The sequence below is a fragment of the Microbispora oryzae genome (assembly GCF_017896165.1).
GTDB classification, from domain to species: Bacteria; Actinomycetota; Actinomycetes; order Streptosporangiales; family Streptosporangiaceae; genus Microbispora; species Microbispora oryzae.
The window spans coordinates 1-23959 of record NZ_JAFCNB010000040.1 but is presented as its reverse complement, the minus strand read 5'-3'; the positions used below and the strand labels follow the sequence as shown (position 1 = coordinate 23959).

The following is a 23959-nucleotide window of genomic DNA, read 5'->3' as shown; positions in this document are numbered from 1 at the left end:
GTCACTCTGACCACGGTCACTCTGACCACGGTCACTCTGACCACGGTCACTCTGACCACGGTCACTCTGACCACGGTCACTCTGACCACGGTCACTCTGACCACGGTCACTCTGACCACGGTCACTCCGACCACGGTCACTCCGACCACGGTCACTCCGACCACGGTCACTCCGACCACGGGGGCCGCGCGTAGGCGGTTGGTTCACTCGCCGTCCGCCGCGGCGTTTCCCGCGTGGGAGTCTGGGCTGATCGTCGCCGTCAGGGGAGGGCGACGAAACGGCCGAGGAAGCTCCGGGCCACGGACGTGTCCAGGCGGTAGGCGTAGCTGTCGTCCTGGCAGCCTTCGCCGTCCCCGCTGATCGTGGTGGCGACGAGCAGGTCGCCGCCGCCGGCGCCCTCGAGGAAGACCGGGCCGCCGGAGTCGCCGTAGCAGGTGCCGCCGTCTCCCCGGTAGGGGTTCGTGGACAGTTGCAGCCAGGGGTGAGTGAGATCCGCGAACGACATGGACGTCCGGTTGCGCGTGTCGGTGTATTTGAAGCGCCAGCCGTGCTTCGCCTTCACCGGGTCGAGTGAGCCGTAGCCGACCGGGGTGAAACGCGCCGTGTCGAGGTCGCCGTTCTCGCGGAGGTGATCGAGCGTGTTCGCGCCGGGCAGCCGGGCGGGCATGGCTCCGGGGACGGGGGTGTCGAAGACCACCACCGCGATGTCGTAGCGGTCGGCCTTGTCGCTGTACCTCGGGTCGGCGATGTACCTGCCGGTGTAGACGGGGTCGCCGCGCCGGTAGTGGGAGGCGAACGAGACGCGCGCGGTCTGCTGTCCCGGATCGCCGCAGTGGGCGGCCGTGACGAGGACGGTCGGAGAGACGAGCGTGCCCGTGCAGTACGACCAGGTGCCGTCGCTGTCGGGCCGGTTACCGAGCAGGGCGCCCACTTCGGAGTGTGCGGGCCCGTCCGCAGATCCGTGGGTGATGGCCTCGGCCGGGGAGTCCAGACCGACGATCACCGCAAGCAAAATCACGACAAAAGGGATGAAACGCACTACCAGACTGTAGTCGCTCCCTGCCCGGTTCGGTATCTCCGCAGGTAAAACCTGCTGTGGCCGATCTCGGCTCGCGTAATCTCACCGTACGGATTCCCCCGTCGGCGGCCCAGTCCGGCCGAGCATGGCAACGCCTGGCCGAGCATGGCAACGCCCGGCCGAGCATGGCAACGCCCGGCCGGGCACGGCCCGGCCGGGCGCGAGATTGGATCGCTTGGCTGATCGCATGGCCCGTGTCAGAGGACCGTGATCAGGGGGCTGGGATCACAATCACGTGGCCTGCATGACGGTCTTGCCGTTCAGGGCGCTGCCCTTCTTCCACTCGGTCCAGTTGAGCTGCCAGAAGCTCCAGCCGTTCCGCCAGTCGAGTTTGCGCTTGGTGCCGGTGATCTGCACGACGTCGCCGCGCTGGCTGATGCCGTAGAACCACTTGGCCCCGGCGGGGGTGGCACGGACGCATCCGTGGCTCTGGTTCGACTTGCCGAGGAACTGGTAGTCGCCCGCGCTCTGGTGGACGTACTCGCCGCTGTCGGAGATCCGCACGGCCCAGGGGATCTCGAGCTTGTAGTAGAGCGGGTCCTTGGGGTCGGTCACGCCCATCCACGACGACGTCATCGTCTCGACCGGCTTCTTGCCCATGGCGAGGTGAACGCCGCTGGTGGTCAGGTAGACGTCCACGCCGTTCCTGATCAGACCCCCGCGGCCGGCGCTGATCGGAATGGTCTTCACGAGCTTGCCGTCGCGCCGCACCTTCATCACGTGCTTCCGGGTGTCCACCAGCGAGACGTTGGCCGTGCCGACGGCGAATCGGCGGGAGACGTCCTTCGCGGCCTCGTTGCCGGGGATCTGGCTCAGGTGCGCCGTGAAGGTCACCTTCTGGTGCGGCTTCCAGTATGTCTTGGTGCGGTAGACGACCTTGCGATCGGAGACCCACCGCCAGGCGCCGTCGACCGGCTTCTCGGCCTCCACCTGCAGCGCCGCCTCGGTCGCCGCCCGGTCGGCCACCTTCCGGTCGAAGACGACGATGATCGGGAAGCCCACGCCGACCTTCTCGGTCTTCTCGCCCATCGGAGTGATGTCGGCGATGCCGAGCTTGGCCCGGGCGGCGCCCTTCGCGGTGCCGCTGGTGGTGCTGCTGGTTCCGGCCTTCTTGACGGACTCGGCGGCGGCGTTGATCGTGGCCGGCGCCGCTGTCGCCGGGGCGCTCCTCTCCGCGGCGGCTACCTTGGCGGGCGCGGTCGCTCCACCTCCCGTCGAGCAGGCCGTCGCCGCGGTGACGGCGGCGACGGCGAGCGAGACGCAGGCCGCCCGCTTCAGGCTGTTCACGGTCTTCTCCTCATATATATGCGTGCCTCCAGGTATGGCCTGAAGGTCCTACATATGAGAGACGGCCGAATATGGCGGTATGTGCGGTTCGTTGGACAACGATCGGATAACGCATCCGCCAGCCGGAGCGGCCCAGATCATTCGGGCCAGTCGGAGTTCTGGATCACCTCCACGAAGTCGATGTGCCGGAAGCCCGGCACGAAGTGCTCCAGGACGTCGGCGTTCACCGTGCCGAAGGTGGTGGTGGGCCGGTCCTTGAAGCCCTCGGTGAAGGCCGCCAGGATCTCCCGCTTGAAGTCGGGCCGCGGATGGGCCGCCGTGACGGCCGCGATGTCCTGCGGGTCCAGATCGCGGTATCCGATGCCCAGGACATCCGTTTCCACTCCCGCCGTGACCAGCGCCACCTCGGGCTCCAGCCGGTACGGAACCTCGGGTGTGGTGTGCAGCGCGATGCCTTCCCACACCTTGCGGATGTCGGGCTCCGGCACCCCGCGCGCTTCGAGGAAACGCCGCGCCTCGTCGGCCCCGTCGAGCTCGAAGCGCTGGTCCGTACGCCGATAGGGGTCGACGAGCCCGAGGTCGTGGAACATGGCGCCGATGTACAGGAGCTCGGGGTCGGCGGCCCGGCCGAGCCGCTTGCCCTGGAGCGAGCCGAACAGGAACACGCGGCGGGAGTGGTGGTAGATCAGCGGAGGCGCCGTCGTGCGGACCAGTTCGGTGGCCTCCGTGGCGAGGGTCGAGTCGGGGACGGCGATTCCGGCGATGCTCTCCGTCATGGGGTGCTCCTCTCCGTGGTTCGGTGACGGCTTTCCGTCTCCGTTCCACCCTCACATCGCAGGTCGGCCCGGGCGAAGTGGCCAGAAGGACGTGTCCACCACAGATCGGGCCATCCGCGTGCCGGTCCGGTGAAGGCGGGATCCCCGGCCATACGGATTTCTCCCGTTTCGACCGGTGCATGTGTGAGCCCGCGTCTGGCAGGTAGAGATAAGGCGACAGGTACGCCCGGTTCCTCAGGGCGGGAGTGGTTATATGCCCGAGCTGACTGACACGTCCCGACGATTCACGATGTCCGTCCGCCATCATGAGGATGTCGTGGTGGCGAAGGCGTCCGGCGACCTCGACTACCACCACGCGGGGCTGTTCCAGGAACGGATCGCCGAGGCCCGCGACGCCCTGGCGCCTCGCGGGGTCGTTCTCGACCTGGGCGCCGTCACGTTCTGCGACTCGATGGGCATCGGCGTGCTGGTGCTCCTGCTGAACCAGGGCCGGGAACAGGGGATCCGGCTCGTCCTCACCAGGCTGCCCGCACACCTGGAGCGGGTCCTCACGCTGACCGGGCTCCGCGTCGCCTTCCGGGTCGAGCCGTCGGTGGACGACGCGGTCCGGGCGGTGAGCGGCGGCCGTACAAGCGACGGCCACAAGGGCGACGGCCCTTGACCGGCGGCGGCCCATAAGAGGCGACGACCTAAGATCGGCGTCATGCTGGTCATGACGCTCGCCGAGTATCCCGACGGCGCATCGGTGCCCGCCGCCGACGACGACGAGGCACTGCGCGTCGCGGCCGTGACGTTCACCGGTCCGGAAACGGTGATCGCCGTGGGCGACGACGGAGAGGTGCGGTTCCTGCGTCGCGACGTCACCGGGGCCTTCGTGGCGATCCAGCGCCGTCCGCCGGTCGCCGAGGCGCTGGATCTGCTGCCTCACCCGGAGGGCGGATGGTTCCGCGAGACGTGGCGGACCTCGGCGAGTTTCGAGCCGTCCGGCTACGACGGCCCCCGGCGGAGCGCCACCGGCATCTACTTCCTGCTGCAGCCGGGGGAGGAGTCGGTCTGGCACGCGGTGCGGTCCGACGAGGTGTGGCTGTGGCACCGGGGCGGGCCGCTGACCCTGACCCTGGGCGGCTCCGGCGACCGACCGGGCGCCGAGACGAAGATCACTTTGGGGCCGGACGTCGAGAACGGCGAGGTGCCCCAGGCACTCGTGCCCGCGGGCACCTGGCAGGCGGCCAGACCCGCCGGCGACGAGGGTGTGCTGGTGAGCTGCGTCGTGTCGCCGGGGTTTGATTTCGCCGACTTCCGTGCGCTCTGACCACACGGTCGGAGGCCAGGGCGCATTCGGTGGATTTCTCCCGTCCCGCGTGTGATCAAGGCCGTACCATGGTCGCGTACGGACGAGGGGAGTCCCGTGGTCGAGATGAAGGCTCCGGCGGGCGTCGATCCGATGACGCCCAGCGTCGCCCGGATGTACGACTACTACCTGGGCGGCAAGGACAACTTCGCGTCGGACCGCGAGGCGGCGCAGAAGATCCTGGAGATCCTGCCCAACCTGCGTGACATCGCGAGGGAGAACCGCGAGTTCCTGGTCCGGACCGTCTCCTACCTCACCGAGCGGGGGATCCGGCAGTTCCTCGACATCGGGGCGGGGCTGCCGACCCAGCGCAACGTTCACCAGGTCGCCCAGGAGCTGGCGCCCGAGTCGAAGGTCGTGTACGTCGACAACGACCCCATCGTGCTGGTGCACGCGCGGGCCCTCCTCGCCGAGAACGAACGTGTGATCGCCGTCGGCGCCGACCTGCGTGACGCGGAGTCGCTGGTGCGGCATCCGGAGGTCCTCGCGCATCTCGACTTCACCCAGCCAGTCGCCGTGCTCCTGCTCGGGGTGCTCCATTTCGTGCCCGACGACGACGAGGCGGCGAGGATCGTCGCGTCCCTGCGGGCTCCGCTGGTCTCCGGCGGCTACCTGGCGATCTCCCATGGGTCCATCGGGCCGCTCAGCGAGGGCCAGGAGGAGGAGGGCCGCAAGGTCTTCGACCGGACCGCCGTCCCCGGCACCACCTCCCGTTCGCGCGACCAGGTGCTCGCGTTCTTCGACGGCCTCGACCTGGTGGAGCCGGGTGTCGTGGCGCTGCAGGACTGGCGGCCCGATCCCGACCGCCTCGCCGTACGGGAGGGCAAGGCCGGCGCGCTCGGCGGGGTCGCCCGGGTGATCTGAGACGCGCCCAGGTCTCCAGGGGTCATTTGAACCCGTGATCTCTCAGGTCAAGCGAGCCTTGACCCGACGTTGGGTGTGTCCGCGTGATCGGGCCCGGTACCGCGCCTAGCGTCTTCCTCGTAGCGTTCACGAACTCGGGGGAGAACATGCGCATCTCGACGATTGCCGCCGCGCTCACGGCGGCCCTCCTGACCGGGCCGGCTGCGATGGCGGGAACCGGTCCGTCCGACAATCCGACGGCCGGCGCGCCGCAGCCGGCGATTCCCGCAGCCGTCCCCGGCGCGGTCACGGACGGGGTCGCCGGAGCGGTCCCCGCCGTGGTCCCGGGGGCGGTCACCGACGCGGTCGGCTCCGGTGCCCCGGCGGCCGCCGGAACACCGGCTCCCGTCGCACCCGATCCCGCGCCGAGCATCTTCCACAGCATCACCAAGGGCAAGAAGGGCATCCAGAAGGAGGTCCTGGTCGTCCCGATCCCGGCGGACCCGAGCCAGGCGGGCCCGATGCCCATCACGCTGCCGAACCTGAACTACCAGGCGTTCCAGCAGCACCGGATCACGCCGCGCGCCAATCAGCACGACCAGCGCCGCCAGCACAAGCAGCGCAGCCAGCGGCGGCACGCCGTCCGGCCCGGCGCCCGGCCGCGTCACCTCCGCCCGGCCTGACGGTTTTCACTCCCCGGCCGACCGCGTCCCGTCGTCGCGCGGCCGGGAGGCCGGCCCGCCGGACCTGCCACAGGTGGTCCGGCGGGCGTTCGACGAGCTGAATGCCGTCGCGGCCGGTGAGGTCACCGCGCGCTGACGGCCGTCCCCAGACCGCCGAGCCGGGTGAGCGCCGTGACCAGTTCGCGGGGCAGCCCTTCCCACGCGACCCGCTGCGCCGCCATCCCGCCGAACGTGGCGGCGGCCGCGCTGCCGAGCCCGATCGTCCAGCCCACCGGCCCCAGCGGGCGGCACCCGAAGAAGGCGCTCACGCCGGGAACGTTGACGGTCAGCCCCAGGACGCCGAGCGACGCGAGCGCGGCGACCACCACGACCCTGTCCCGGCCGCCGCCCGAGATCGTCTGCATGAGCTGGGCCGCCACGAGCGAGACCAGCGCGATGGTGTCGGCCCGCCCGCGTGTGCCGGTCATCCGCCCGAGCGTCCAGCCCCCGATCGCCGCCGCGGTGGTGACGATCGCCCGCAGGTAGATGTCCCTGTTCAGTGAGGCGCCCAGGGACGCCTCCGGGCCCTCCTGCAGCAGCTTCTCCGGGTCGGTCGAGGCCGGCGGCCGTACGGCGACGGCCAGCGCGGGCACCATGTCGGTCAGCAGGTTGATCAGCAGGAGCTGGCGGGCGTTCAGCGCGCTGGTGCCGCCCACCAGGTTTGACCCCACCGTGAAAACGATCTCGCCGATGTTGCCGCCGAGCAGGATGCTCAGCGCGTCGCGGACCGAGCTCCACATCGCCCGGCCCTCGACGATGGCGTCCACGATCGTCTCGATCCGGTCGTCGGTCACCACCAGGTCGGCGGCGGCTCGGGCGGCCGGCGTGGCCCGCGAGCCGAGCGCGATGCCGACGTCCGCCGTACGGATCGCGGGCGCGTCGTTGGCGCCGTCGCCGGTGACGGCCACGACCTCCCCCGCGCGGCGCAGGCAGCCGACGATCCTGGCCTTGTGGGCCGGGGTCGCCCGGGCGAACACGGCCACGTCGGGCAGCGTCTTCGTCAGCGTCTCGTCGTCGAGCTCGTCGATCTCCGGCCCGGTCATCACCCGCTGCCCGTTCAGCGCGTTCAGCTCGACCGCGATGGCCTCCGCGGTGCTCGGGTGGTCTCCGGTGACCATCACGACCCGGACGCCGGCCCGCATGAGCCGGCCCACGCTCTCGGCCGCGGTCGGCCGCACCGGGTCGGCCAGGCCGAGGAAGCCGAGGAAACAGAGGTTCTCGATGCGCGACTCGTCGAGGTCGCTCCGGTCGGAGGCGGGGCGCTGCGCGACGGCCAGCACCCGGTAACCCTTCCGCGCCAGCCGGTCGACCTCGTGGTTGAGCTGCACGCGGGCGTCCTCGTCCATCGGCACCGCGACGCCCTCGCGCATCACGCTGGTGCAGTGGGTGACCACGATCTCCGGCGCGCCCTTCACGCTCAGCAGGTGTCCGTGCTCGGTGAGGCCGAGGACGGCGTGGTAGCCGCGTCCCGGCTCGAACGGCATCTCGTCGACCCGCTTCCAGGTCTCCAGCCCCTCGGACGGCGTGACGTCCAGCCGCTCCGCGCCTTCGAGCACGGCGCGGTCGGTGGGGTGGGCGATGACACGCCCGGCGCCGGACCGGGGACTGGCGCGGACGGCCGCCGCGAGGATGCGCCGCAACTGCGGGGTCGCCTCGTCGACCGCGAGCCCGGTCCACCCGTCCGACAGGTGGCGGAGGCTGATGCGCCCCTCGGTCAGCGTTCCCGTCTTGTCGAAGCACAGCACATTCACCCGGCCGAGGGCCTCGATGGTGGATGGGTTGCGCACCAGCGCGGCCCGCCTCGACAGCCGGCGCGCCGCGGCCAGCTCGGCGACCGTGGCGACGAACGGGAGCCCCTCTGGTACGGCGGCCACGGTGAGGCTGACCGCCGGGGTGAGGGCCGACGCCAGTGGACGGCCCCGCAACAGCTCGATGAGCAGGAGCAACGCGCCGGATCCGATCGAGATGGGCAGGATCCGCCGGCTCAGCTCGCGCAGCCGCAGCTCGACTCCGGTCGGCGGGCTCGGCTCGGCGGCCAGCTTCGCGCTGCGGCCTGCCTCGGTCAGGTCGCCGGTGGCCACGACCACGGCGCGCCCGCTGCCCGCGGCCACCGTCGTGCCCTGGTAGACCATCGAGCTGCGGTCGGCGACCGCCGCCGCGACGGTCGGCGCGGCGGTCTTGGCGACGAGCTGCGACTCGCCGGTGAGCGTCGACTCGTCGAGCTCAAGCCCGACCGCCCTGATGACACGGGCGTCGGCCGGCACGGCGTCTCCCGCGCGGAGCTCGATGACGTCGCCGGGGGCCAGCTCGTCCTTGGTGACCTCGGACACCGTGCCGTCCGGGCGGCGCAGCCGGACCAGGACCTCGGTCGACTCGGTGAGGCGGCGCAGCGCGTGATCGGCCCTGAACCGCTGCGCGCCGCCGATGAAGGCGTTGATCACCATCACGCCGCTGATCAGGACGGCGTCCAGCACGGAGCCGACCAGGGCCGAGATGCCGGCGCCCGCCGCGAGCGCCGGGGTCAAGGGGTTCGCCAGCTCCTCCATGGTCGTACGCGCCAGGGAGTGGGGCCGGAGGACCTCCTCGGGCAGCGTCTGCTCGCGCCGCCTCTCCGCCTCGTCCGCCGGGATCCCCCTGCTGGAGGAGCGGAGCCGCGCCAGCACCTCCTTCGTCGACATGGCGTGCCAGGGAGTGAGGTCGGCACGCAGCGGCGTCGGCGCGCCTCCCGCGGTGCGACCCGCCCACTCGCCCAGCCCGATCGCGCCTATCGACACGGCGGCGTTGACGAGCTGGCCCCTGCGCAGCGCCGTACGCTCCGGGCCCGCGAACGCGAGCAGACTGCCGACGATCGCGCCCACCGCGCTCAGCCGTACGCTGTTCCTGCTCACCTGCACCGCCTTCGGCATGCAGGTGAGGAAGAGGTGGACGCCGTGGAGGGCTCCGGCGACGTCCGCGTCCCAGGGCACCAGCCCGTTCTCGTCCATGACGCCGACACCGATGTCGGCCTGGGTGAGGGCGTGCCGGGCGGCGCGTGACACCACCACGACGGCGTGGCCCTCCTTCTGGAGGTCGTGGACCTGCTTGGCCAGGGCCTCGCCACGGGGAAGCACATCGCCGATCGCCAGCCGCCGGGCCACTTCGGCCTCGTCGGTGGCGAGCATCACGGTGCCCGCCGCCCGCGCCGCCGCGACGACGGGCACGGCCAGGGAGTCGATCTCCGAGGCCAGGCCCACGACGGCGACCGGGGTCCCGTCCCTGCCGACCTCCAGCGCGCGCAGTCCGCGGTCGCGCCAGTCGTCGTCGACCGAGGGGAGCAGCTGCCCCAGGCCCTCGACCGGCCGTACCGACCAGCCCTCGTCCAGACGGGGCAGGTCGGGTGCGGAGAAGTCGATCAGTGTGTAGAGCCGGGCATAGAGCTCGTCGGTGTCGAGTCCCTCCACCAGGGGCTCGACCCGGTCGATCGTCCACTTGCCGGTGGTGAGCGCGTCGGAGTCGAGGATGATCGTGTCGATCCGGTCCATCGTGCGCAGCGCGTCGGAGTCCAGCACGATCGTGTCGTTCCGGCCGAGGGCCCGGCCCACTGCCCCGGCGAACGCCTCCCGGCCCAGGTCCGCGATCCTCGGGGTGGCGGTGAAGAGGATCGCCAGGGCCCGCTGGCCGCGGCCGAGGAGCCGCGTCGCTGTGTACGCCGCGATGGTGGCCGGGCTGACGAGGTCGGCGTACCGCTCGACCGGACCGTGGGGCAGGTGGGTGGGCCGGGGCAGGCGCCCGGTCTTGATGTGCTCGTAGCTCCCCGGCCGTTCGGCCAGCCGCTCCTCCAGCCGTTCCCAGGCGGACCGGCCGGCCCTCGCCTCGACGTACCGGCCGAGCGAGGCCGCGGCCTGCACGAACAGTCCCGCCGGCCGCAGGCTCAGCGTGGTCGTCAGGAGGCTGGCGGTGTAGAACAGCGCGGTCGTGGGGCGGCGGCCGAGGCGGCGGTCGAGCTCTTCCCTGATGCTCGGAGTGGCGTCGACGAGTTGCACCATGGCCGGGATGACCACGGGCAGCCGGGGGAGGCGCGCCACCTGGCCCGCGAACGCCGCGCCGATGCCCGCCACTCCCGCGGCCAGCCGGATTCCGGCGCGCAGGTGGTCCTCGTGCAGGCGGATGCGCCGCTCGCGCGAGTGCGCGTGTTCCTCCTGGGAGTCGAGCTCGGCGACGACGGCCTTCAGCTCGTCCTGATCGACCGACTCCGGATCGCATCCGACGAAGACGAGGCCGAGACGGCCGTTCACCTCGGCTCTGTCGACCCCCGGCATCGAGGTGAGGCGTTCTTCCAGGCGGTGGGTGATGTGCTCGGTGCCGCGACGGCCGATCCCGTGCACGTCGATCCGCAGCCCGCCCGGGCACGCCCGCACATCGCGGGGACAGGGGACGAGGTCACGCACGGGATCGGGCAGCACGCTCCGCGCCAATGTGGCGGCCGTGGTGAGGACGTGGGTCAACAACATGTGGTTCTCCAGCGGAAGGCACCCCGGACAGGGGCGATCGGCCGAGCCGTCCGCGAATGCGGCCCGGTCTCAGGCGTCACCGAATGGGTGGGATCAGACGACGGTCGGTGTGCGACCGTCCTGGAGCCTCCATGGAGATGCCTCGAAGCGCCGGAAGATCCGGAAGGTTCGGAAATACGTCATCACCCCTCCTCGCCGAGTCGGGGGTCCTCGCCGCTTGTATCGCCACTCGTGTCGCCACGTGTTGTCGCCGCTGCTGTCGGCGCTGTCGTTGCCCGCTTTCCGCCGGAGATGACCCGTCTCCGGAGGTCGTCGGTGGGGCCGTCTGGCCGTCCTCGATAGCTTTTCCTCCATCTTGAGCGGCGAAAACCCGCTGATCCGCAATGAGCTGGGACGGGTGCGATCACCGCGCGAAGGAGGGCGGTGTGAGGCGCGAGAGATGGCGCGGGCGGCATGGGGGCACGGTGCGGCCGGAACGTCGGCCGGAGGGGGAACGCGGAGGGGGCGTGGGGTCCGGTGGATGTCTGTGTTGCCGGCGGACTGGTCCGGGGGGTCAGACGAGGGTGAAGGTCGGCCAGGAGAGCAGCTGGAGCAGCCGGACCAGCGACGGCCGCGGGTTGCGCAGCTCGACCGGCCTGTCCCGCGGATCCTCGGAGAGCAGGGCCAGGATGCGCAGTCCGTAGAGGTCGATGAAGTTCAGTTCCGCGACGTCCATCACGATCACGGTGGAGCGTCGGCGACCCGCGAGTGCGTCGGCGACGGCGTCGCCGTTGGTGAGATCGATCTGCCCGACGAGCCGTACGGATCCGTCCGCGATCGACCGGACGCTGATCTGCGTGTCCGCGTAGAGGAGGTCCAGCGGGGCTGTGGACTCGAATGACCGTTTGATGGTCATCATGTGGATGCCGCCTTCCTGTAGAGGGGCGGACCTTTCGAGCATCACGGCCCGGGGACAGCGCTGTCAACCCGGGGCGGTGCTGTGTACCCCCGGCGGACGGCGTCCGGCCCGGGGCCTTCACGGGCCGGTGTGCGGTCCGCCGGCGGGTCAGCGCTTGCGGCCGACGCCACCCGCGAAGAGCAGGTGGATATCCCCCTCTTCCAGGATTTCCTCGTGGTCGGGGCGCCACTGGATGAGGGGGACGAGGCCGGGTTCCAGAAGATCCATGTCGCCGAAATAGGCGAGGATCTCATCCCTGGTGCGCCACCTGCCCGTGCCCAGATTCTCGTTGAACATTTTCTCGCTGGAGAAGGCCAGCTCGGTCGCCGAAGGGTGCTCGGGGCCCGGGTTGTGGAAGTGGGAGAGGGCGAGGTAACTCCCGGACGGCAGCGCGTCGCGGAGGCGCGCCGCGATGGCTGCGGGGTCCTCCTCGTCGCCGAGGTGGTGGAGGATGCCGAAGAGCAGCAGCGCGACGGGCTGGTCGAAGTCGATGAGACCGCGGACCTCCTCGTTGCCGAGAAGGGCCTCGGGGTCCCTGATGTCGGCCTCCACGACGGTCGTGCTGCCGTTCTCCGCCAGCAGCGCCCGTCCGTGCACGAGGACGATGGGGTCGTTGTCCACATAGACCACCCTCGCCTCGGGGGCCACCTCGTGGGCGATCTCGTGCACGTTCCCCTGGGTGGGCAGACCTGAGCCGATGTCGAGAAACTGGCGGATGCCGGCCTCGGCGGCGAGGAACCGCACCACGCGCTTGAGGAACCGTCGATTGGAGCGGGCGGCATGCGGCGCGTTGGGGGCGATCAGCAGCGCCTTCTCGGCCACCATGCGGTCCACCGCGAAGTTGTCCTTGCCGCCGAGCATGTAGTCGTAGACCCGCGAGATGCTCGGCCGGGTCGTGTCGATCTGCGGCCGCGGCTCCTCGAACCCCTCGGGCTGATTCGCTGACTGCCCTGGTCGCGTGACGTCGCCGCCCTGGTGACCGCCTGTCAAGACCTGTCCCCCGATGTCGTCTACCGGCCGTAATAGCGGAGATCACGGTAGTATGCCGGGGTTGTTCCGCGGCAGGCGTCGTGCCGTGAGCGGTGGGTTTTCTGAGCCCAACGGACTGCGAAGCCACCGCGCTCGACGGCGTGATCCGTCACATGACCGTCAGTGGGAGACGCCCACGCCGCCCTGCGTCTCGGCTCCGAACCGTTCCATGTCCCCGTCGATGTCCAGCGGTCTGATGCGGGCGCGGTCGTCGAGGAGTTCCCTCGTCAGCCGGTCGGCCGGGACGAGCCACGACACCTCGAACTCGATCCCGTCCGGGTCCTTCGCGTACAGCGCCTTCGTGGTGGAGTGGTCTGAGGCGCCCACGAGGCATCCCATCTCGGACAGCTTCGTCGCGATGCGGCGCAGTTCGGCGAGGGTGTCGACCTCCCACGCCAGATGGTAGAGCCCGACCGCGGACCGGCCGGCCGGAGAGGGCTGGGCCTGCGGGCCCATCTGGAAGAGCCCGAGATCGTGGTCGTTGGACGACCCGGCGGCCTGCAGGAAGGCGGCTCCGGGAAACGTGTTGACGACGCGGAAGCCCAGCGCCTCCTGGTAGAAGGCGACACTGCGCTCCACGTCGCGGACGTAGAGGACCGCGTGGTTGATCCGCTGGACCGGCATGGTCCCTCCCCGAGTCAACAGTTGAGCTCTCAATTGAGAGTACCTGATGCGCGTTCTCCGGAAACTGTCGGTCGAAGGTCGTACGGTGGCGAACGGCCGGCTCAGGGGCGCCGGCCGGCAGCGTGAGTGACGGCGTGAGCGCCAGAGGGGGAGCGTCGGTGATCGCAGACAGGGCCACACGGCAGCACGAGGACAACCTCAGTCTCTTCCGGGCCGTCCACGACGTGGCGATCCGCCACAGGGGGGAGCCTTTCCCCCAGGTCATGGCGGCACTCGCGGCGAGGTTGCCCGGCGCTCCGCGGTTGACCGGCGACGAGGTGCGCCGCATCGCCGAGGAGATCAGCCTGGGTCGCGATCCGTCCGGCCTGTAGCCGAGCCGGGCCGGCCGACCCCCGGTGTGCGCCGCGACCCTGGTCCGCTGACTGTTTCGGGGTCCGGCTTCCCCGGCGTGCTCAGCTCTGGAGCAGGGCCGCCGGGTTGGCGATGATCTGCTCGATCACCTGACCGGCCGCGCCCAGGGCCGCGGCCTCCGCACCCAGCCGGGACACCAGCACCGGCGGCACGGTGGAGCGCATCTGACCGAGGCGGGCGGCGAGCGTGCTCGCCACCACGTCGCCGAGCCAGGGGAACAGCGGCGCGTAGATGCCGCCGAGGACGATCGCGTCGGGGTCCATGAGGTTGATCGCGGAGGACAGCGCGACGCCCAGGGCCCAGCCGGCGCGCTCGCATGCCGCCAGGGCGGCGGGGTCTCCCGCCCGGAGGCGCGAGACGAGCCGGGCGACGCCCTGGTCGTCGGTGTCGTTACCGGTGATCTCCGCCCGGTCGCCGGCGTCCCCCGTGTCTCCGGCATCTCGGGTGTCTCCGGCATCTCGGGTGTCTCCGTCGGCTCCCGCATCGCCGTCGGCTCCGGCGGTGACCAGCGTCTCCTGCCCGGCGTACTGTTCCAGGCAGCCCCGCCCGCCGCACCGGCAGGGCGGACCGTCGGGGGCGACGACGACATGCCCCAACTCCCCGGCGTAGCCGTGCGCGCCGCGGAAGAGCCGCCCGTTGACCACCAGGCCGGCTCCGATGCCGATCTCGCCGGAGACGTGCAGGAAGTCCGGCAGGCCCGAGCCGAACCACAGCTCGCCCAGTGCCGCCAGGTTCGCCTCGTTCTCGATCCGCACGGGCACCGGCAGCCGCAGAAGCGACGACAGCGGGACGTGCCGCCAGCCGAGGTTGGGGGCGTTCTGCACCGTACCGGTGCTTCCGTTCACAGGTCCGGGGATGGCGAGCACGCTGCCCACGACCCGGAGACCTTTTTCCACAGCCTCGTCCACAGCCGCCGTAGCAAGATCTCCTAGCCTCGCGATCACATCCTCCGGCCGGGCGGCTCGGTTATCCACAGCCTGTGTGCGACGAAGTCGTACGGACCGGGTGAGGTCGACGACGCGTACCGCCAGATAGCGCACATTGATTTCCAGGCCCACGGCGGCGACGTGATCGCCGCTGACCCGGACCTCCACTCCCGGCCTGCCGCGCTCTCCGTCCCGCACCGCGCCGGTCTCCACCACGAGCCCGGCCTCGATGAGGTCGCCGACGAGCTTCGACACCGTCGTCTTGGTCAGGCCGGTGATCTCGGCGAGCGCCGCCCGGGTCAGTGATCCCCGGGCGCTGACCTCGCCGAGCACGAGCGCCAGGTTCCGCGCGCGCATCGCGTCGTGGCGTACGGCCTGCGTCATCACAGTCTCCCCTGGGGGCTTTGAGATCCGTCCTTGGTTACTCTTGACCTGTGCCGCTCAACGTCCGATATTTAGTCCACAACATAGACTAATTCGGAGGCGACACATGTACACCCCCACTCCCGAGGACCGGTTCACATTCGGGCTGTGGACCGTCGGCTGGCAGGCCCGCGACCCCTTCGGTGACGCGACCCGTGCGCCGCTCGACCCGGTCGAGTCCGTCCACCGCCTGGCCGAGCTCGGCGCGTACGGTGTGACCTTCCACGACGACGACCTTCTCGCGGTCGAGTCCGACCGCGCCAAGGCCATCGAGAACTTCAAGAAGGCGCTGAGCGAGACCGGTCTCAAGGTGCCGATGGCGACCACGAACCTGTTCACCCACCCGATCTTCAAGGACGGCGGGTTCACCAGCAACGACCGCGACGTCCGGCGGTACGCCCTGCGCAAGGTCATCCGCAACATCGACCTCGCCGCCGAACTGGGCGCGACCACGTACGTCTGCTGGGGCGGCCGTGAGGGCGCGGAGTCCGACGCGGCCAAGGATGTGCGCGTCGCGCTCGACCGGTACAAGGAGGGCTTCGACCTCCTGTGCCAGTACGTGATCGACAAGGGCTACGACATCCGGTTCGCCGTCGAGCCCAAGCCCAACGAGCCGCGCGGCGACATCCTGCTGCCGACGATCGGCCACGCCCTGGCGTTCATCAACTCGCTGGAGCACCCGGAGATGGTGGGCCTCAACCCCGAGGTCGGCCACGAGCAGATGGCCGGCATGAACTTCGTGCACGGTATCGCGCAGGCGCTGTGGCACGGCAAGCTGTTCCACATCGACCTCAACGGTCAGCACGGCCCGCGGTACGACCAGGACCTCGTCTTCGGCCACGGCGACGTGAAGAGCGCGTTCTTCCTCGTCGACCTGCTGGAGAACGGCGGCTACGACGGCCCGCGTCACTTCGACTACAAGCCGCTGCGCACCGAGGACAAGGAGGACGTCTGGGAGTCGGCGGCCGCCAACATGCGGACGTACCTCATCCTCAAGGAGAAGTCGAAGGCCTTCCGCGCCGACCCCGAGGTGCAGGAGGCGCTGGTCGCCAGCAAGCTCACCGAGCTGGCCCAGCCGACCGTGGCCGAGGGCGAGACCTACGACGACGTGCTCGCCGAGTCGATCGACGTCGACGAGGTGGCCGCGCGCGGCTTCCACTTCACCCGGCTGAACCAGCTCGCGATCGAGCATCTGCTCGGCGTGCGCGGCTGACGGCGGCGGGAGAGCCATCGTGACGCTGGTGGCGGGGGTCGACTCGTCGACCCAGAGCTGCAAGGTGGTGATCCGGGACGCGGAGACCGGCGCTCTCGTCCGGGAGGGCAGGGCATCGCACCCGGACGGTACGGAGGTCCATCCCGATCACTGGTGGACGGCCCTCCAGACCGCGATCGAACAGGCCGGCGGCCTGGCCGACGTGGCGGCGCTGAGTGTGGCGGCGCAGCAGCACGGGATGGTCTGCCTCGGCGAGGACGGCACGGTCGTCCGGCCGTCCCTGCTGTGGAACGACACCCGCTCGGCCAAGGCGGCGACCGATCTCATCGCCGACCTCGGCGGCCCGGAGAAGTGGGCCGAGGCCGTCGGCAGCGTCCCGGTCGCGTCGTTCACGGTGACGAAGCTCCGCTGGCTGGCCGAGCACGAGCCGGACAACGCCCGTCGTACGCGGTCGGTGTGCCTGCCGCACGACTGGCTGACCTGGCGGCTCGCCGGGCAGCCGGACACGCTGGTCACCGACCGGGGTGACGCGTCGGGCACCGGTTACTGGTCTCCGGCCGGCGGCACGTACCGTACCGACCTGCTGGAGCTGGCCCTCGGGGCCGTACCGGAGCTGCCGCGGGTGCTCGGCCCGGCCGAGGAGGCCGGCGCCGTCGCGATTCCCGGTGCGACAGGCGACCTGCGGCTCGCGCCGGGCACGGGCGACAACATGGCGGCGGCGCTCGGCGTGGGCATGCTGCCCGGTGACGTCGTCGTGTCCATCGGCACGTCGGGCACGGCCTTCGCGGTGTCCGAGACGCCGTCCGCCGACGCGACGGGCGCGGTCGCCGGGTTCGCCGACGCGACCGGGCGCTACCTGCCCCTGGTCGCGACGCTGAACGCGGCACGTGTCCTGGTGGCGGCGGCCCGGATGCTCGGCGTCGACCAGGACCAGTTGAGCGAGCTGGCGCTGCAGGCCCCTGCCGGGGCCGACGGGCTGGTGCTCGTGCCCTACCTGGAGGGTGAGCGCACGCCGAACCGGCCGGACGCCACCGGGTCGCTCCACGGCCTGCGTCTCGCCACGTCGACCCCCGCGCATCTCGCCAGGGCGGCGGTCGAGGGCATGCTGTGCGGCCTCGCCGACGCCCTCGACGCGCTCGGCCTGCAGCCGCGCCGGGTGCTCCTCATCGGAGGCGGCGCCAGGTCGGAGGCGGTGCGGCGGATCGCTCCCACCGTGTTCGGCCAGCCCGTGCTCGTGCCGACCCCGGGCGAGTACGTCGCCGACGGGGCGGCCCGGCAGGCGGCCTGGCTCCTGTCCGGTGAGCCGGAGGCGCCGCAGTGGGGATCGGGGGAGGTCGCCCGTTACGAGGCCGACCCCACCCCCGGGCTGCGGGAGCGCTACCAGGAGGTCGCCGCGCGCGCGTGACGCGCCCGGGACCCTGAGGCGACCCTGAGGCGGCATCCGGGGGATCTGCACGATCTCCCGGATGTCTGCCGGGGCCGTATCGGGGCACCCTCAAGATATGGTCAAGAGGCTGTATCCGGTGGTCGCCTGCGCGGGGATTCTGGTCGCGATCGTCACGGTCGTGACGACGCAGGTCGGCGGCCGTCCCGGGCTTGATCCGGTCTCGATGCCGATCAGCCGGTACGCCGCGGAGGACGGCGGCGGCACGATCGAGCTCGCGATGGCGGTCCTGGGTCTGGCCTCTCTGGCGCTGCTCGCCGGGCTGCGGCGCGCCGGCGCCCCCATCTCCGGCTGGCCCACCTGGCTCGTCGGTCTGTGGGGCGCCGCGCTGATCGGCGCCGCGGTCGTGCCGTCGGCTCCGCCGGAGCTCGGGCACACCTGGCAGGAGAACGTGCATCTCGTCCTGTCGGCGGTCGCCTTCGTCAGCGTGCCGCTGGCCGCGACGCTGATGGTCGGACGGCTGGGGGACGACGAGCTCTGGAAGCCCGTCGCCCGGGCCGTCGAGTGGCTCACGCTGGCCGCGGGCCTGGGCCTGGCGGCGATCACGTACGTGGCCCTGCCCGGCCACGGCGTGGCGATCGGCATCGTCGAGCGCCTGCTCCTCACGGCCGAGGTCGCGATCCTCGCCGTGCTCGCCGTACGGCTGCTGCAGGTCGTGTGGGCCCCGGTGGTGGAGGCTCCAGCGGTCGAGTCCCCGGCGGTCGCGGCCCCGGTGGCGGCGGCCCCGGTGGCGGCGGCACGGGTGATGGCGGGTCGTGCGGCGCGCGCATTCGAGTTCGATCCGGCGACGGCCAGAGTCTGGCGAAGCGTGGCTCGGTCTCGCGCAGCATCCGCCGGCGGAATCTTGGTTAACGGGTCCCGGTACCACCAGCGGTAGGCCTGTCGGGCGTCGTCATCACCGGCAGCACGGTCAACCGACTCAACCGCCCGCGGCACTCGACGACGCGAATAGAGCTCCTGGCCGTCGCCGTGGGTGCGCGGTCACGGCCACGGTCAGAGCTCTCCGAAGGTCAGCCGGGGGCCCGTCAGCGTTGTGCGGCGGTCAGCATCTTGAGGGCGTGCTCGACGAGGGTGACCAGGACGACCTTCGCCGAGGCACGCCGCCGCACGTCGCAGAGAAGGACGGGCACGTCGGGGTCGAGGTCGAGCGCGATCCGCACGTCCTCCGCTTCGTGCCGGTCCGCTCCGTCGAAGCAGTTGACCGCCACGATGAACGGCGTGCCACGCTGCTCGAAGTAGTCGATGGACGGGAAGCAGTCGGTGAGCCTGCGGGTGTCCGCCAGCACCACGGCTCCAAGCGCGCCGTACGACAGTTCGTCCCACATGAACCAGAAGCGCTCCTGCCCGGGGGTGCCGAACAGGTAGACCACAAGTCCTTCCCTGATGGTGATGCGACCGAAGTCCATCGCCACCGTCGTGGTGGTCTTCGCCTCGACTCCATCGGTGTCGTCCACGCCGACGCCCCGGTCCGACAACACTTCCTCGGTGCGCAGTGGGCGAATCTCGCTGATCGCGCCGACCAGCGTGGTCTTGCCGACACCGAAGCCGCCGGCCACCAGGATCTTGAGGGCGACCGGCTCCTCAGAGGGCGCGAAGGCCATTGATCACTTCCCTAAGCAGGCGCGCGCTTGGCAGCGGCGCGGTCTTGCCCGGGTCTCGTACGCCGACGAGTCCCAGATCGTGCAGATCCCCGATCAGAACGCGGACCACGCCCAGGGGCAGGTCGACGTCGGACGCGATGTCCGCCACGGACGCGCCGTGGCTCGCGATCTCAAGAATCCGCCGCTGTTCGGGTCCGATGCCGGTGCCGCCCTCCGGACGTGAGCCGGTGGTGGTCACGATGGCGATCAGGTCCAGTTTCTCACCGGACGGCCGTGTGCGGCCCCCTGTCAGCGCGTACGGCCGGACGACGGGGCCGGCCTCCTCGTCCATCCACTGGGGTCCGCTCATGTGGCCTTCCGCCTCACGGCGAGATCCGTCGGGGGTTGGTGGAGATGTGCTGGCCGACGCGCTTGACGAGCATGGCCATCTCGTAGGCGATGTGGCCGACGTCCGCGTCAGAGGCCGCCAGGACGGCCAGGCAGGTGCCCTGTCCGGCAGCCGTGACGAAGAGGAACGCGCTCTCCATCTCGACGATGGTCTGCCGCACCTCGCCTCCGCCGAAGTGCCGGCCCGCGCCGCGCGCCAGGCTCTGGAACCCCGCCGCCACCGCGGACAGGTGTTCGGCGTCCTCACGGCTCAGCCCCTGGGAGGCTCCGACGACGAGACCGTCGGTGGAGAGGATCACGGCCTGGTGGACGGCGGCGACCCTGCTGATGAGATCGTCGAGCAGCCAGTTCAGTTCGCCGGTCGTCGTCGCTTTGCCCGTCATTCCTCACCCTTCTCGCCATGCGTCATGTGTGCGTACTGGCCGAGCGTGCCTCCCGGCTGCTCGGCGGCCTCCCGGCCGCGGCGCGCTCCCTGCTGGAACGCAGAGAACGTCGCCCTCGCCTCCTCCGGCGACCGATCCTCCGTGGGGGTCGGCGTCGGCGCCGACAGCGGTTGCCCGCGAAGCTGGGGCGCGATGTTCGCCTGGCGCACCCGGCGAGGCAGACCGGCGTGGGTGCCGTTCGCGGCGGAGGCCCTGGGCCGGGGGCCGCCCATGGGCGGCCCCGATTCCTCCTGCGACTCCTCCTGCGGGGTCGTCTGGCTCTCCGCGGACGTCCGGCGGGGCAGTGGTCCCGCGGTTCCGGGCCGGCTCTCCGTGCGGTCTCCGGTGCCGGCCCCCGTGCCGGTCTCAGTGCCGGTCTCAGTGCCGGTCTCGGGGGGAGCCTCTCCAGGGTTCCGGCGGAAGGCATCCCCTGCCCAGGCGGTCCGCTCGCCGGCGCCGTGAGCGCCCACGGCTTGATCGCCGAGGCTGTGATTCGCCAGCCCGTGATCCCTGAGGTGATGAGCACCAGAGTGGTGGTCGCCCGTGTAGCGATCGGCGTTGGCGTCGACGCCGGCGGCGGGCGGTACGGGCTCCGCTCGAGGCGCGTCGCGGGTGAAGAACGGCGAAGGGGCCGATCCGGACGCGCCCGGCGCGCCTGCGGACGCCGCGGTCGGCTGCGGTGCGGTCGGCTGTGGTGCGGTGGCTCCAGGCGCGGCACTCTCGACAAGCCTGCCCTGGACGACCGTTCCGTCCAGAGCCCTGTCGTTCAGAGCCCTGGCGTTCAGGGCGCTGTCGTCCAGGGCCGTCCTGGTCGGCAGGGCGGGCTGCGCGGATCGGGCACCCGTGGCCGCCCGGTCGGCCGAGCCGTTGCGGCCCCCCGACGAGACCTCCTCGGCCACGAGGGTGCGCGGGACGAGCACGATGGCGGTCGTTCCGCCGTAGGGAGAGCTGCGCAGCATCACGCGGATCTCGTATCGGGCGGCGAGCTGGCTGACGACGAAGAGGCCGAGCCGGTCGCTGTCGGCCGGGTCGAACTCGGGCGGGTGGGCGAGCCGCTCGTTGATCTCGGCGTACTTCTCCGGGGGAAGTCCGAGCCCGCGGTCCTCGATCTCCATGACGATGCCGTTGGCCACCACCTCGCCCCGCACCTGCACCCTGGTCTGCGGCGGAGAGAAGACGATGGCGTTCTCCAGCAGCTCGGCGACCAGGTGGACGAGGTCGGCCACGCACGAACCGGTGAGATACGTGTCGGGCATCGGTGTCATCGCGACCCGGGTGTAGTCCTCGACCTCGGCGATCGCGGCGCGGACCACGTCGATGAGGGGCACCGGCCTGCGCCACGAACGGCCGGGGTTGGCGCCGGACAGGATGATCAGGCTCTCGGCGTGGCGGCGCATGCGGGTCGTCAGATGGTCGAGCCGGAACAGGTCGTCCAGGCCCTCCGGTTCGTCCACCCGGCGCTGCATCGCGTCCAGGAGCGTGAGCTGCCGGTGGAGCAGGCTCTGGTTGCGCCGCGCGAGGTTGAGGAAGACCTGGTTGACTCCCTGGCGGAGCTGGGCCTGGCCGACGGCGGCCTCGACCGCGGTGCGCTGCACGGAGCTGAAGGCGTGCGCGACGTCCACGACCTCGTTGGATCCGCGGGCCTGGATGGCCGGGGCCTCCGTCTCGACGTCGACGTCCTCGCCCTGTTTGAGCTTCTCGACCACCTGCGGGAGCCGTACGTCCGCCATGTCGAGCGCGGCGTCACGCAGGGCCGCGAGGTCCCGCGCCAGGCGGCGGCCGAAGCGGACGGAGAAGAGGATGGTGACGATGATGGCGACGAGTCCCAGGCCGCCGGCGACGGCGATGCGGGTCATGATGGCGCCCGCGGCCGAGGTGGCTTTCGCGCTGAGCGCGTCGGACGCGGTGATGCGAGCCTGGTCGAGTCGCAGCACCAGGCTGTCGACGGTGGGAACCCAGTTGTCGTCCTCCGGGGGAAGGGGACCCCCGTCCCGGAGCTGGCCCATGATCCGGTCCTCGAGGCCGGAGAACCGCTCGAACAGCGCCGAGTTGAGCACCTGGTCGTACGGCGCGCGCAGGTCGGCGGTCAGCACGGGCCGGTTCTTGCCGTAGAGGAAGCGGCGGGTGTCCACCCACTCGCTGAACTCGTTCTGCTCCTGCCGGGACAACTGGCCGCTGGCGAGGGCGCCCCGGACCAGGGCGTCCTCCCTGGCGATCATCTCGTGCGCGTTGCCCATCGCCTGCATCGCGCTGGCCTGCTGGAAGATGGCCAGATCGGGGACCGAGATGAGGCGCTCGTACAGCGCGAAGAGATCGTCGGTGATCCCGTTGTAGGCGTTCATGGCGTCGAGCCGGGTGGTCTTGCCGAGGGTGACCGACTCGCGGATGGCGGGCAGGCGTCCGAGCGAGGTGAGCAGGGCGCGCAGGGGGCCGCGGAGTTCGGCGCCGACCGCCCGCTGGGCGTCGTCGCTGTTCGCGGCCCGGCGGAACTTGTCGACCGCCGTGTTGGTCTTGGCCTGCTGCTCGGTGAGGGCGGTCCCGCCGTTCTGGCCCGAGCTGAGCGATCCGACCGTGAGCGCTCGTTCGGCCTGAAGCTGCAGGCCGAGGTCGGTGGATGTGACGCCGATGGTGTCGTACAGGGTCTTCGAGTTCAGAAGTACCAGGCCATCGGCCACGGTCAAATTAAGGACAAACCCCCACATAGCGCTCAGCATCAACAGCGGTAAGAGCAGCAAAGAGAAGATCTTGAACCGAATCGACCGGTTTCTCGAACCCATGGCCACTCCTGCAGTGCTGGAGGCTCGCGCCGCATTTATGGGGAAATGCACCTCCGGAAGATCGCACAGAAGGCTAGCACCGATACAGTTCTGGCGCAGTGGAGGAACGTGATGATTACTGTGATCACGGGGGCAAGCGATGGAATCGGTGCAGCGTCTGCCCTCGATCTGGCTAAGCAGGGACACCAACTTGTCTTGGTAGGCCGGACTCCGGCGAAGCTCGACGCGGTCGCGGACCGTGTCGCCGCGATCACCGGATCGCGGCCGGACACCCTGCCCGCCGACTACGCCGTGCTCGACGAGGTGCGACGGCTCGGGGCCGAACTACTCGATCGATATCCACGCATCGACGCGCTGGTCAACAACGCCGGTGTGATGGCGCCCAAACGGCGGATCACCATGGACGGGTACGAGCTGATGGTGCAGGTCAACCATCTGGCGCCGTTCCTGTTGACGAATCTGCTGCTCGACCGGCTCACCGCGTCGTCCGCGCGGGTCGTCACAACCACGTCGCGCGCCGCGAAGACCGGCCGGCTCAACCCGGCCGATCTCTCCAGGCGCAACCGGCGCTGGAACGGCTGGCTGCAATATGGCGACACGAAGCAGGCCAACGCCCTCTTCACGGTCGCCCTCGCCAAGCGGGGCCTGGCGGCGACCTGTCTGCACCCCGGCGTGCTGAAGACCGACTTCGCGAGCGGCACCTTCTTCATGAAGCTCGTCATGCTCGTTCCGGGCATGGGAGAGCCGCCGGAGGCGGGCGGCTCGAGGCTGGCGCGTCTGGTCGCCGGCGAGGACGCCGTCGCCCACTCCGGCCGCTACTTCCACAAGGACGCGCCCGCGGACGTACCCGCGAGCATGACCGACATGGGGCTGGCCGAGGAACTGTGGACCGCGAGTCTCAAGGCGACCGGGCTCGCGGTCACGTCCTGAGACCGTCACATCCTTAGACCGTCATGTCATGAGACGGCCATGCCATGAGGCCGGAGCCGGCCCGCCGGCCCCGGTCATGGGCGCTCTCGCGGAGGTCAGTCCGAGTCTGTGGTGAGGAGCGCGTCGGTGGAGGGGACGGTTACGGCGCGGCGGACCCAGGCGTCGAGGCGGTCGTGGTCGGTGGTGTTTTCGATCAGCTCTCGTTGTGCTTGGGTGACGGTGAGGTCCCGGGCGGCGAGTACGGCCAGTATCGCGGCGGCCTTGCCCTTCACTTCGCCTTCGACCAGG

21 protein-coding genes and 1 pseudogene are annotated in these 23959 nt (G+C 70.8%); 9 read left to right on the top strand and 13 right to left on the bottom strand.

What is annotated here, in order from left to right:
• Positions 1 to 259: 259 nt before the first annotated feature.
• From JOL79_RS33270 to JOL79_RS33260, 3 genes are all read right to left on the bottom strand, one after another.
• A complete protein-coding gene (locus tag JOL79_RS33270) occupies positions 260 to 1003 on the bottom strand; it encodes a trypsin-like serine protease (protein WP_210159916.1) in 744 nt (247 codons plus the stop codon).
• Between the two features lie 306 nt (positions 1004 to 1309).
• Positions 1310 to 2365, bottom strand: coding sequence for a L,D-transpeptidase (locus tag JOL79_RS33265; RefSeq protein WP_210159915.1), 1056 nt, complete (start codon positions 2363 to 2365; stop codon positions 1310 to 1312).
• Between the two features lie 137 nt (positions 2366 to 2502).
• Positions 2503 to 3141, bottom strand: a complete 639-nt coding sequence (locus tag JOL79_RS33260) for an HD domain-containing protein (protein WP_210159914.1) — start codon at positions 3139 to 3141, stop codon at positions 2503 to 2505.
• Positions 3142 to 3394: 253 nt separating this feature from the next.
• Here JOL79_RS33260 and JOL79_RS33255 point away from each other — a divergent pair, with 253 nt between their 5' ends.
• The 4 genes from JOL79_RS33255 (at position 3395) to JOL79_RS33240 (ending at position 6018) form a co-directional block, all read left to right on the top strand.
• On the top strand, positions 3395 to 3802 hold the full coding sequence (locus JOL79_RS33255) for an STAS domain-containing protein (protein ID WP_210159913.1): 408 nt from the start codon (positions 3395 to 3397) through the stop codon (positions 3800 to 3802).
• Between the two features lie 42 nt (positions 3803 to 3844).
• Positions 3845 to 4453 (top strand): cupin domain-containing protein, encoded by a 609-nt coding sequence (locus tag JOL79_RS33250; RefSeq protein WP_210159912.1) that lies wholly within the window; start codon positions 3845 to 3847, stop codon positions 4451 to 4453.
• 105 nt (positions 4454 to 4558) lie between these two features.
• A complete protein-coding gene (locus JOL79_RS33245; RefSeq protein ID WP_230985954.1) occupies positions 4559 to 5356 on the top strand; it encodes an SAM-dependent methyltransferase in 798 nt (265 codons plus the stop codon).
• Positions 5357 to 5502: 146 nt separating this feature from the next.
• On the top strand, positions 5503 to 6018 hold the full coding sequence (locus JOL79_RS33240; RefSeq protein WP_210159910.1) for a hypothetical protein: 516 nt from the start codon (positions 5503 to 5505) through the stop codon (positions 6016 to 6018).
• 122 nt (positions 6019 to 6140) lie between these two features.
• Here the strand turns inward: JOL79_RS33240 and JOL79_RS33235 are convergent, their stop codons facing one another.
• The 4 genes from JOL79_RS33235 to JOL79_RS33220 all read right to left on the bottom strand — a co-directional run bounded on the left by JOL79_RS33235 (position 6141) and on the right by JOL79_RS33220 (position 13137).
• Positions 6141 to 10547 carry a cation-translocating P-type ATPase gene (locus JOL79_RS33235; protein WP_210159909.1) on the bottom strand — a complete coding sequence of 1469 codons (4407 nt, stop codon included), beginning with the start codon at positions 10545 to 10547 and terminating at the stop codon, positions 6141 to 6143.
• Between the two features lie 553 nt (positions 10548 to 11100).
• Complete coding sequence (locus JOL79_RS33230) at positions 11101 to 11445, bottom strand: STAS domain-containing protein (protein ID WP_210159908.1); 345 nt, start codon at positions 11443 to 11445, stop codon at positions 11101 to 11103.
• Positions 11446 to 11592: 147 nt separating this feature from the next.
• Positions 11593 to 12474: an SAM-dependent methyltransferase gene (locus JOL79_RS33225; RefSeq protein WP_210159907.1), complete on the bottom strand. Its 882-nt coding sequence runs from the start codon at positions 12472 to 12474 to the stop codon at positions 11593 to 11595.
• A gap of 159 nt (positions 12475 to 12633) precedes the next feature.
• Positions 12634 to 13137: a VOC family protein gene (locus JOL79_RS33220; RefSeq protein WP_210159906.1), complete on the bottom strand. Its 504-nt coding sequence runs from the start codon at positions 13135 to 13137 to the stop codon at positions 12634 to 12636.
• 158 nt (positions 13138 to 13295) lie between these two features.
• Between JOL79_RS33220 and JOL79_RS33215 the strand changes: the two genes are divergently transcribed.
• A complete protein-coding gene (locus tag JOL79_RS33215) occupies positions 13296 to 13508 on the top strand; it encodes a hypothetical protein (RefSeq protein ID WP_210159905.1) in 213 nt (70 codons plus the stop codon).
• Positions 13509 to 13589: 81 nt separating this feature from the next.
• Here JOL79_RS33215 and JOL79_RS33210 read toward each other — a convergent pair whose 3' ends face one another.
• Positions 13590 to 14858 carry an ROK family transcriptional regulator gene (locus tag JOL79_RS33210; RefSeq protein WP_210159904.1) on the bottom strand — a complete coding sequence of 423 codons (1269 nt, stop codon included), beginning with the start codon at positions 14856 to 14858 and terminating at the stop codon, positions 13590 to 13592.
• Between the two features lie 106 nt (positions 14859 to 14964).
• Between JOL79_RS33210 and xylA the strand changes: the two genes are divergently transcribed.
• From xylA to JOL79_RS33195, 3 genes are all read left to right on the top strand, one after another.
• Entirely contained in the window at positions 14965 to 16110 is a 1146-nt protein-coding gene (gene xylA, locus JOL79_RS33205; RefSeq protein ID WP_210159903.1) for a xylose isomerase, read from the top strand.
• A gap of 19 nt (positions 16111 to 16129) precedes the next feature.
• Positions 16130 to 17515, top strand: a complete 1386-nt coding sequence (gene xylB, locus JOL79_RS33200) for a xylulokinase (protein ID WP_210159902.1) — start codon at positions 16130 to 16132, stop codon at positions 17513 to 17515.
• A gap of 97 nt (positions 17516 to 17612) precedes the next feature.
• Positions 17613 to 18431, top strand: a complete 819-nt coding sequence (locus JOL79_RS33195) for a DUF998 domain-containing protein (RefSeq protein WP_210159901.1) — start codon at positions 17613 to 17615, stop codon at positions 18429 to 18431.
• Between the two features lie 148 nt (positions 18432 to 18579).
• On the opposite strand, the gene JOL79_RS33190 is transcribed toward JOL79_RS33195, so the two are convergent.
• From JOL79_RS33190 to JOL79_RS33175, 4 genes are read right to left on the bottom strand one after another with little or no spacing between them, the layout of a single operon-like run.
• Positions 18580 to 19155: a GTP-binding protein gene (locus JOL79_RS33190; protein WP_210159900.1), complete on the bottom strand. Its 576-nt coding sequence runs from the start codon at positions 19153 to 19155 to the stop codon at positions 18580 to 18582.
• Positions 19136 to 19504, bottom strand: a complete 369-nt coding sequence (locus JOL79_RS33185; RefSeq protein ID WP_210159899.1) for a DUF742 domain-containing protein — start codon at positions 19502 to 19504, stop codon at positions 19136 to 19138. The genes JOL79_RS33190 and JOL79_RS33185 overlap by 20 nt, the downstream gene beginning before the upstream one ends.
• A gap of 13 nt (positions 19505 to 19517) precedes the next feature.
• Positions 19518 to 19925: a roadblock/LC7 domain-containing protein gene (locus JOL79_RS33180; protein WP_210159898.1), complete on the bottom strand. Its 408-nt coding sequence runs from the start codon at positions 19923 to 19925 to the stop codon at positions 19518 to 19520.
• Entirely contained in the window at positions 19922 to 22639 is a 2718-nt protein-coding gene (locus tag JOL79_RS33175) for a sensor histidine kinase (protein WP_210159897.1), read from the bottom strand. Before JOL79_RS33175 ends, JOL79_RS33180 begins: the two co-directional genes overlap by 4 nt.
• A gap of 213 nt (positions 22640 to 22852) precedes the next feature.
• Between JOL79_RS33175 and JOL79_RS33170 the strand changes: the two genes are divergently transcribed.
• A complete protein-coding gene (locus JOL79_RS33170; RefSeq protein ID WP_210159896.1) occupies positions 22853 to 23671 on the top strand; it encodes an SDR family NAD(P)-dependent oxidoreductase in 819 nt (272 codons plus the stop codon).
• Between the two features lie 95 nt (positions 23672 to 23766).
• Here the strand turns inward: JOL79_RS33170 and JOL79_RS33165 are convergent.
• Positions 23767 to 23959: pseudogene (locus JOL79_RS33165) on the bottom strand (hypothetical protein); the annotation flags it as partial.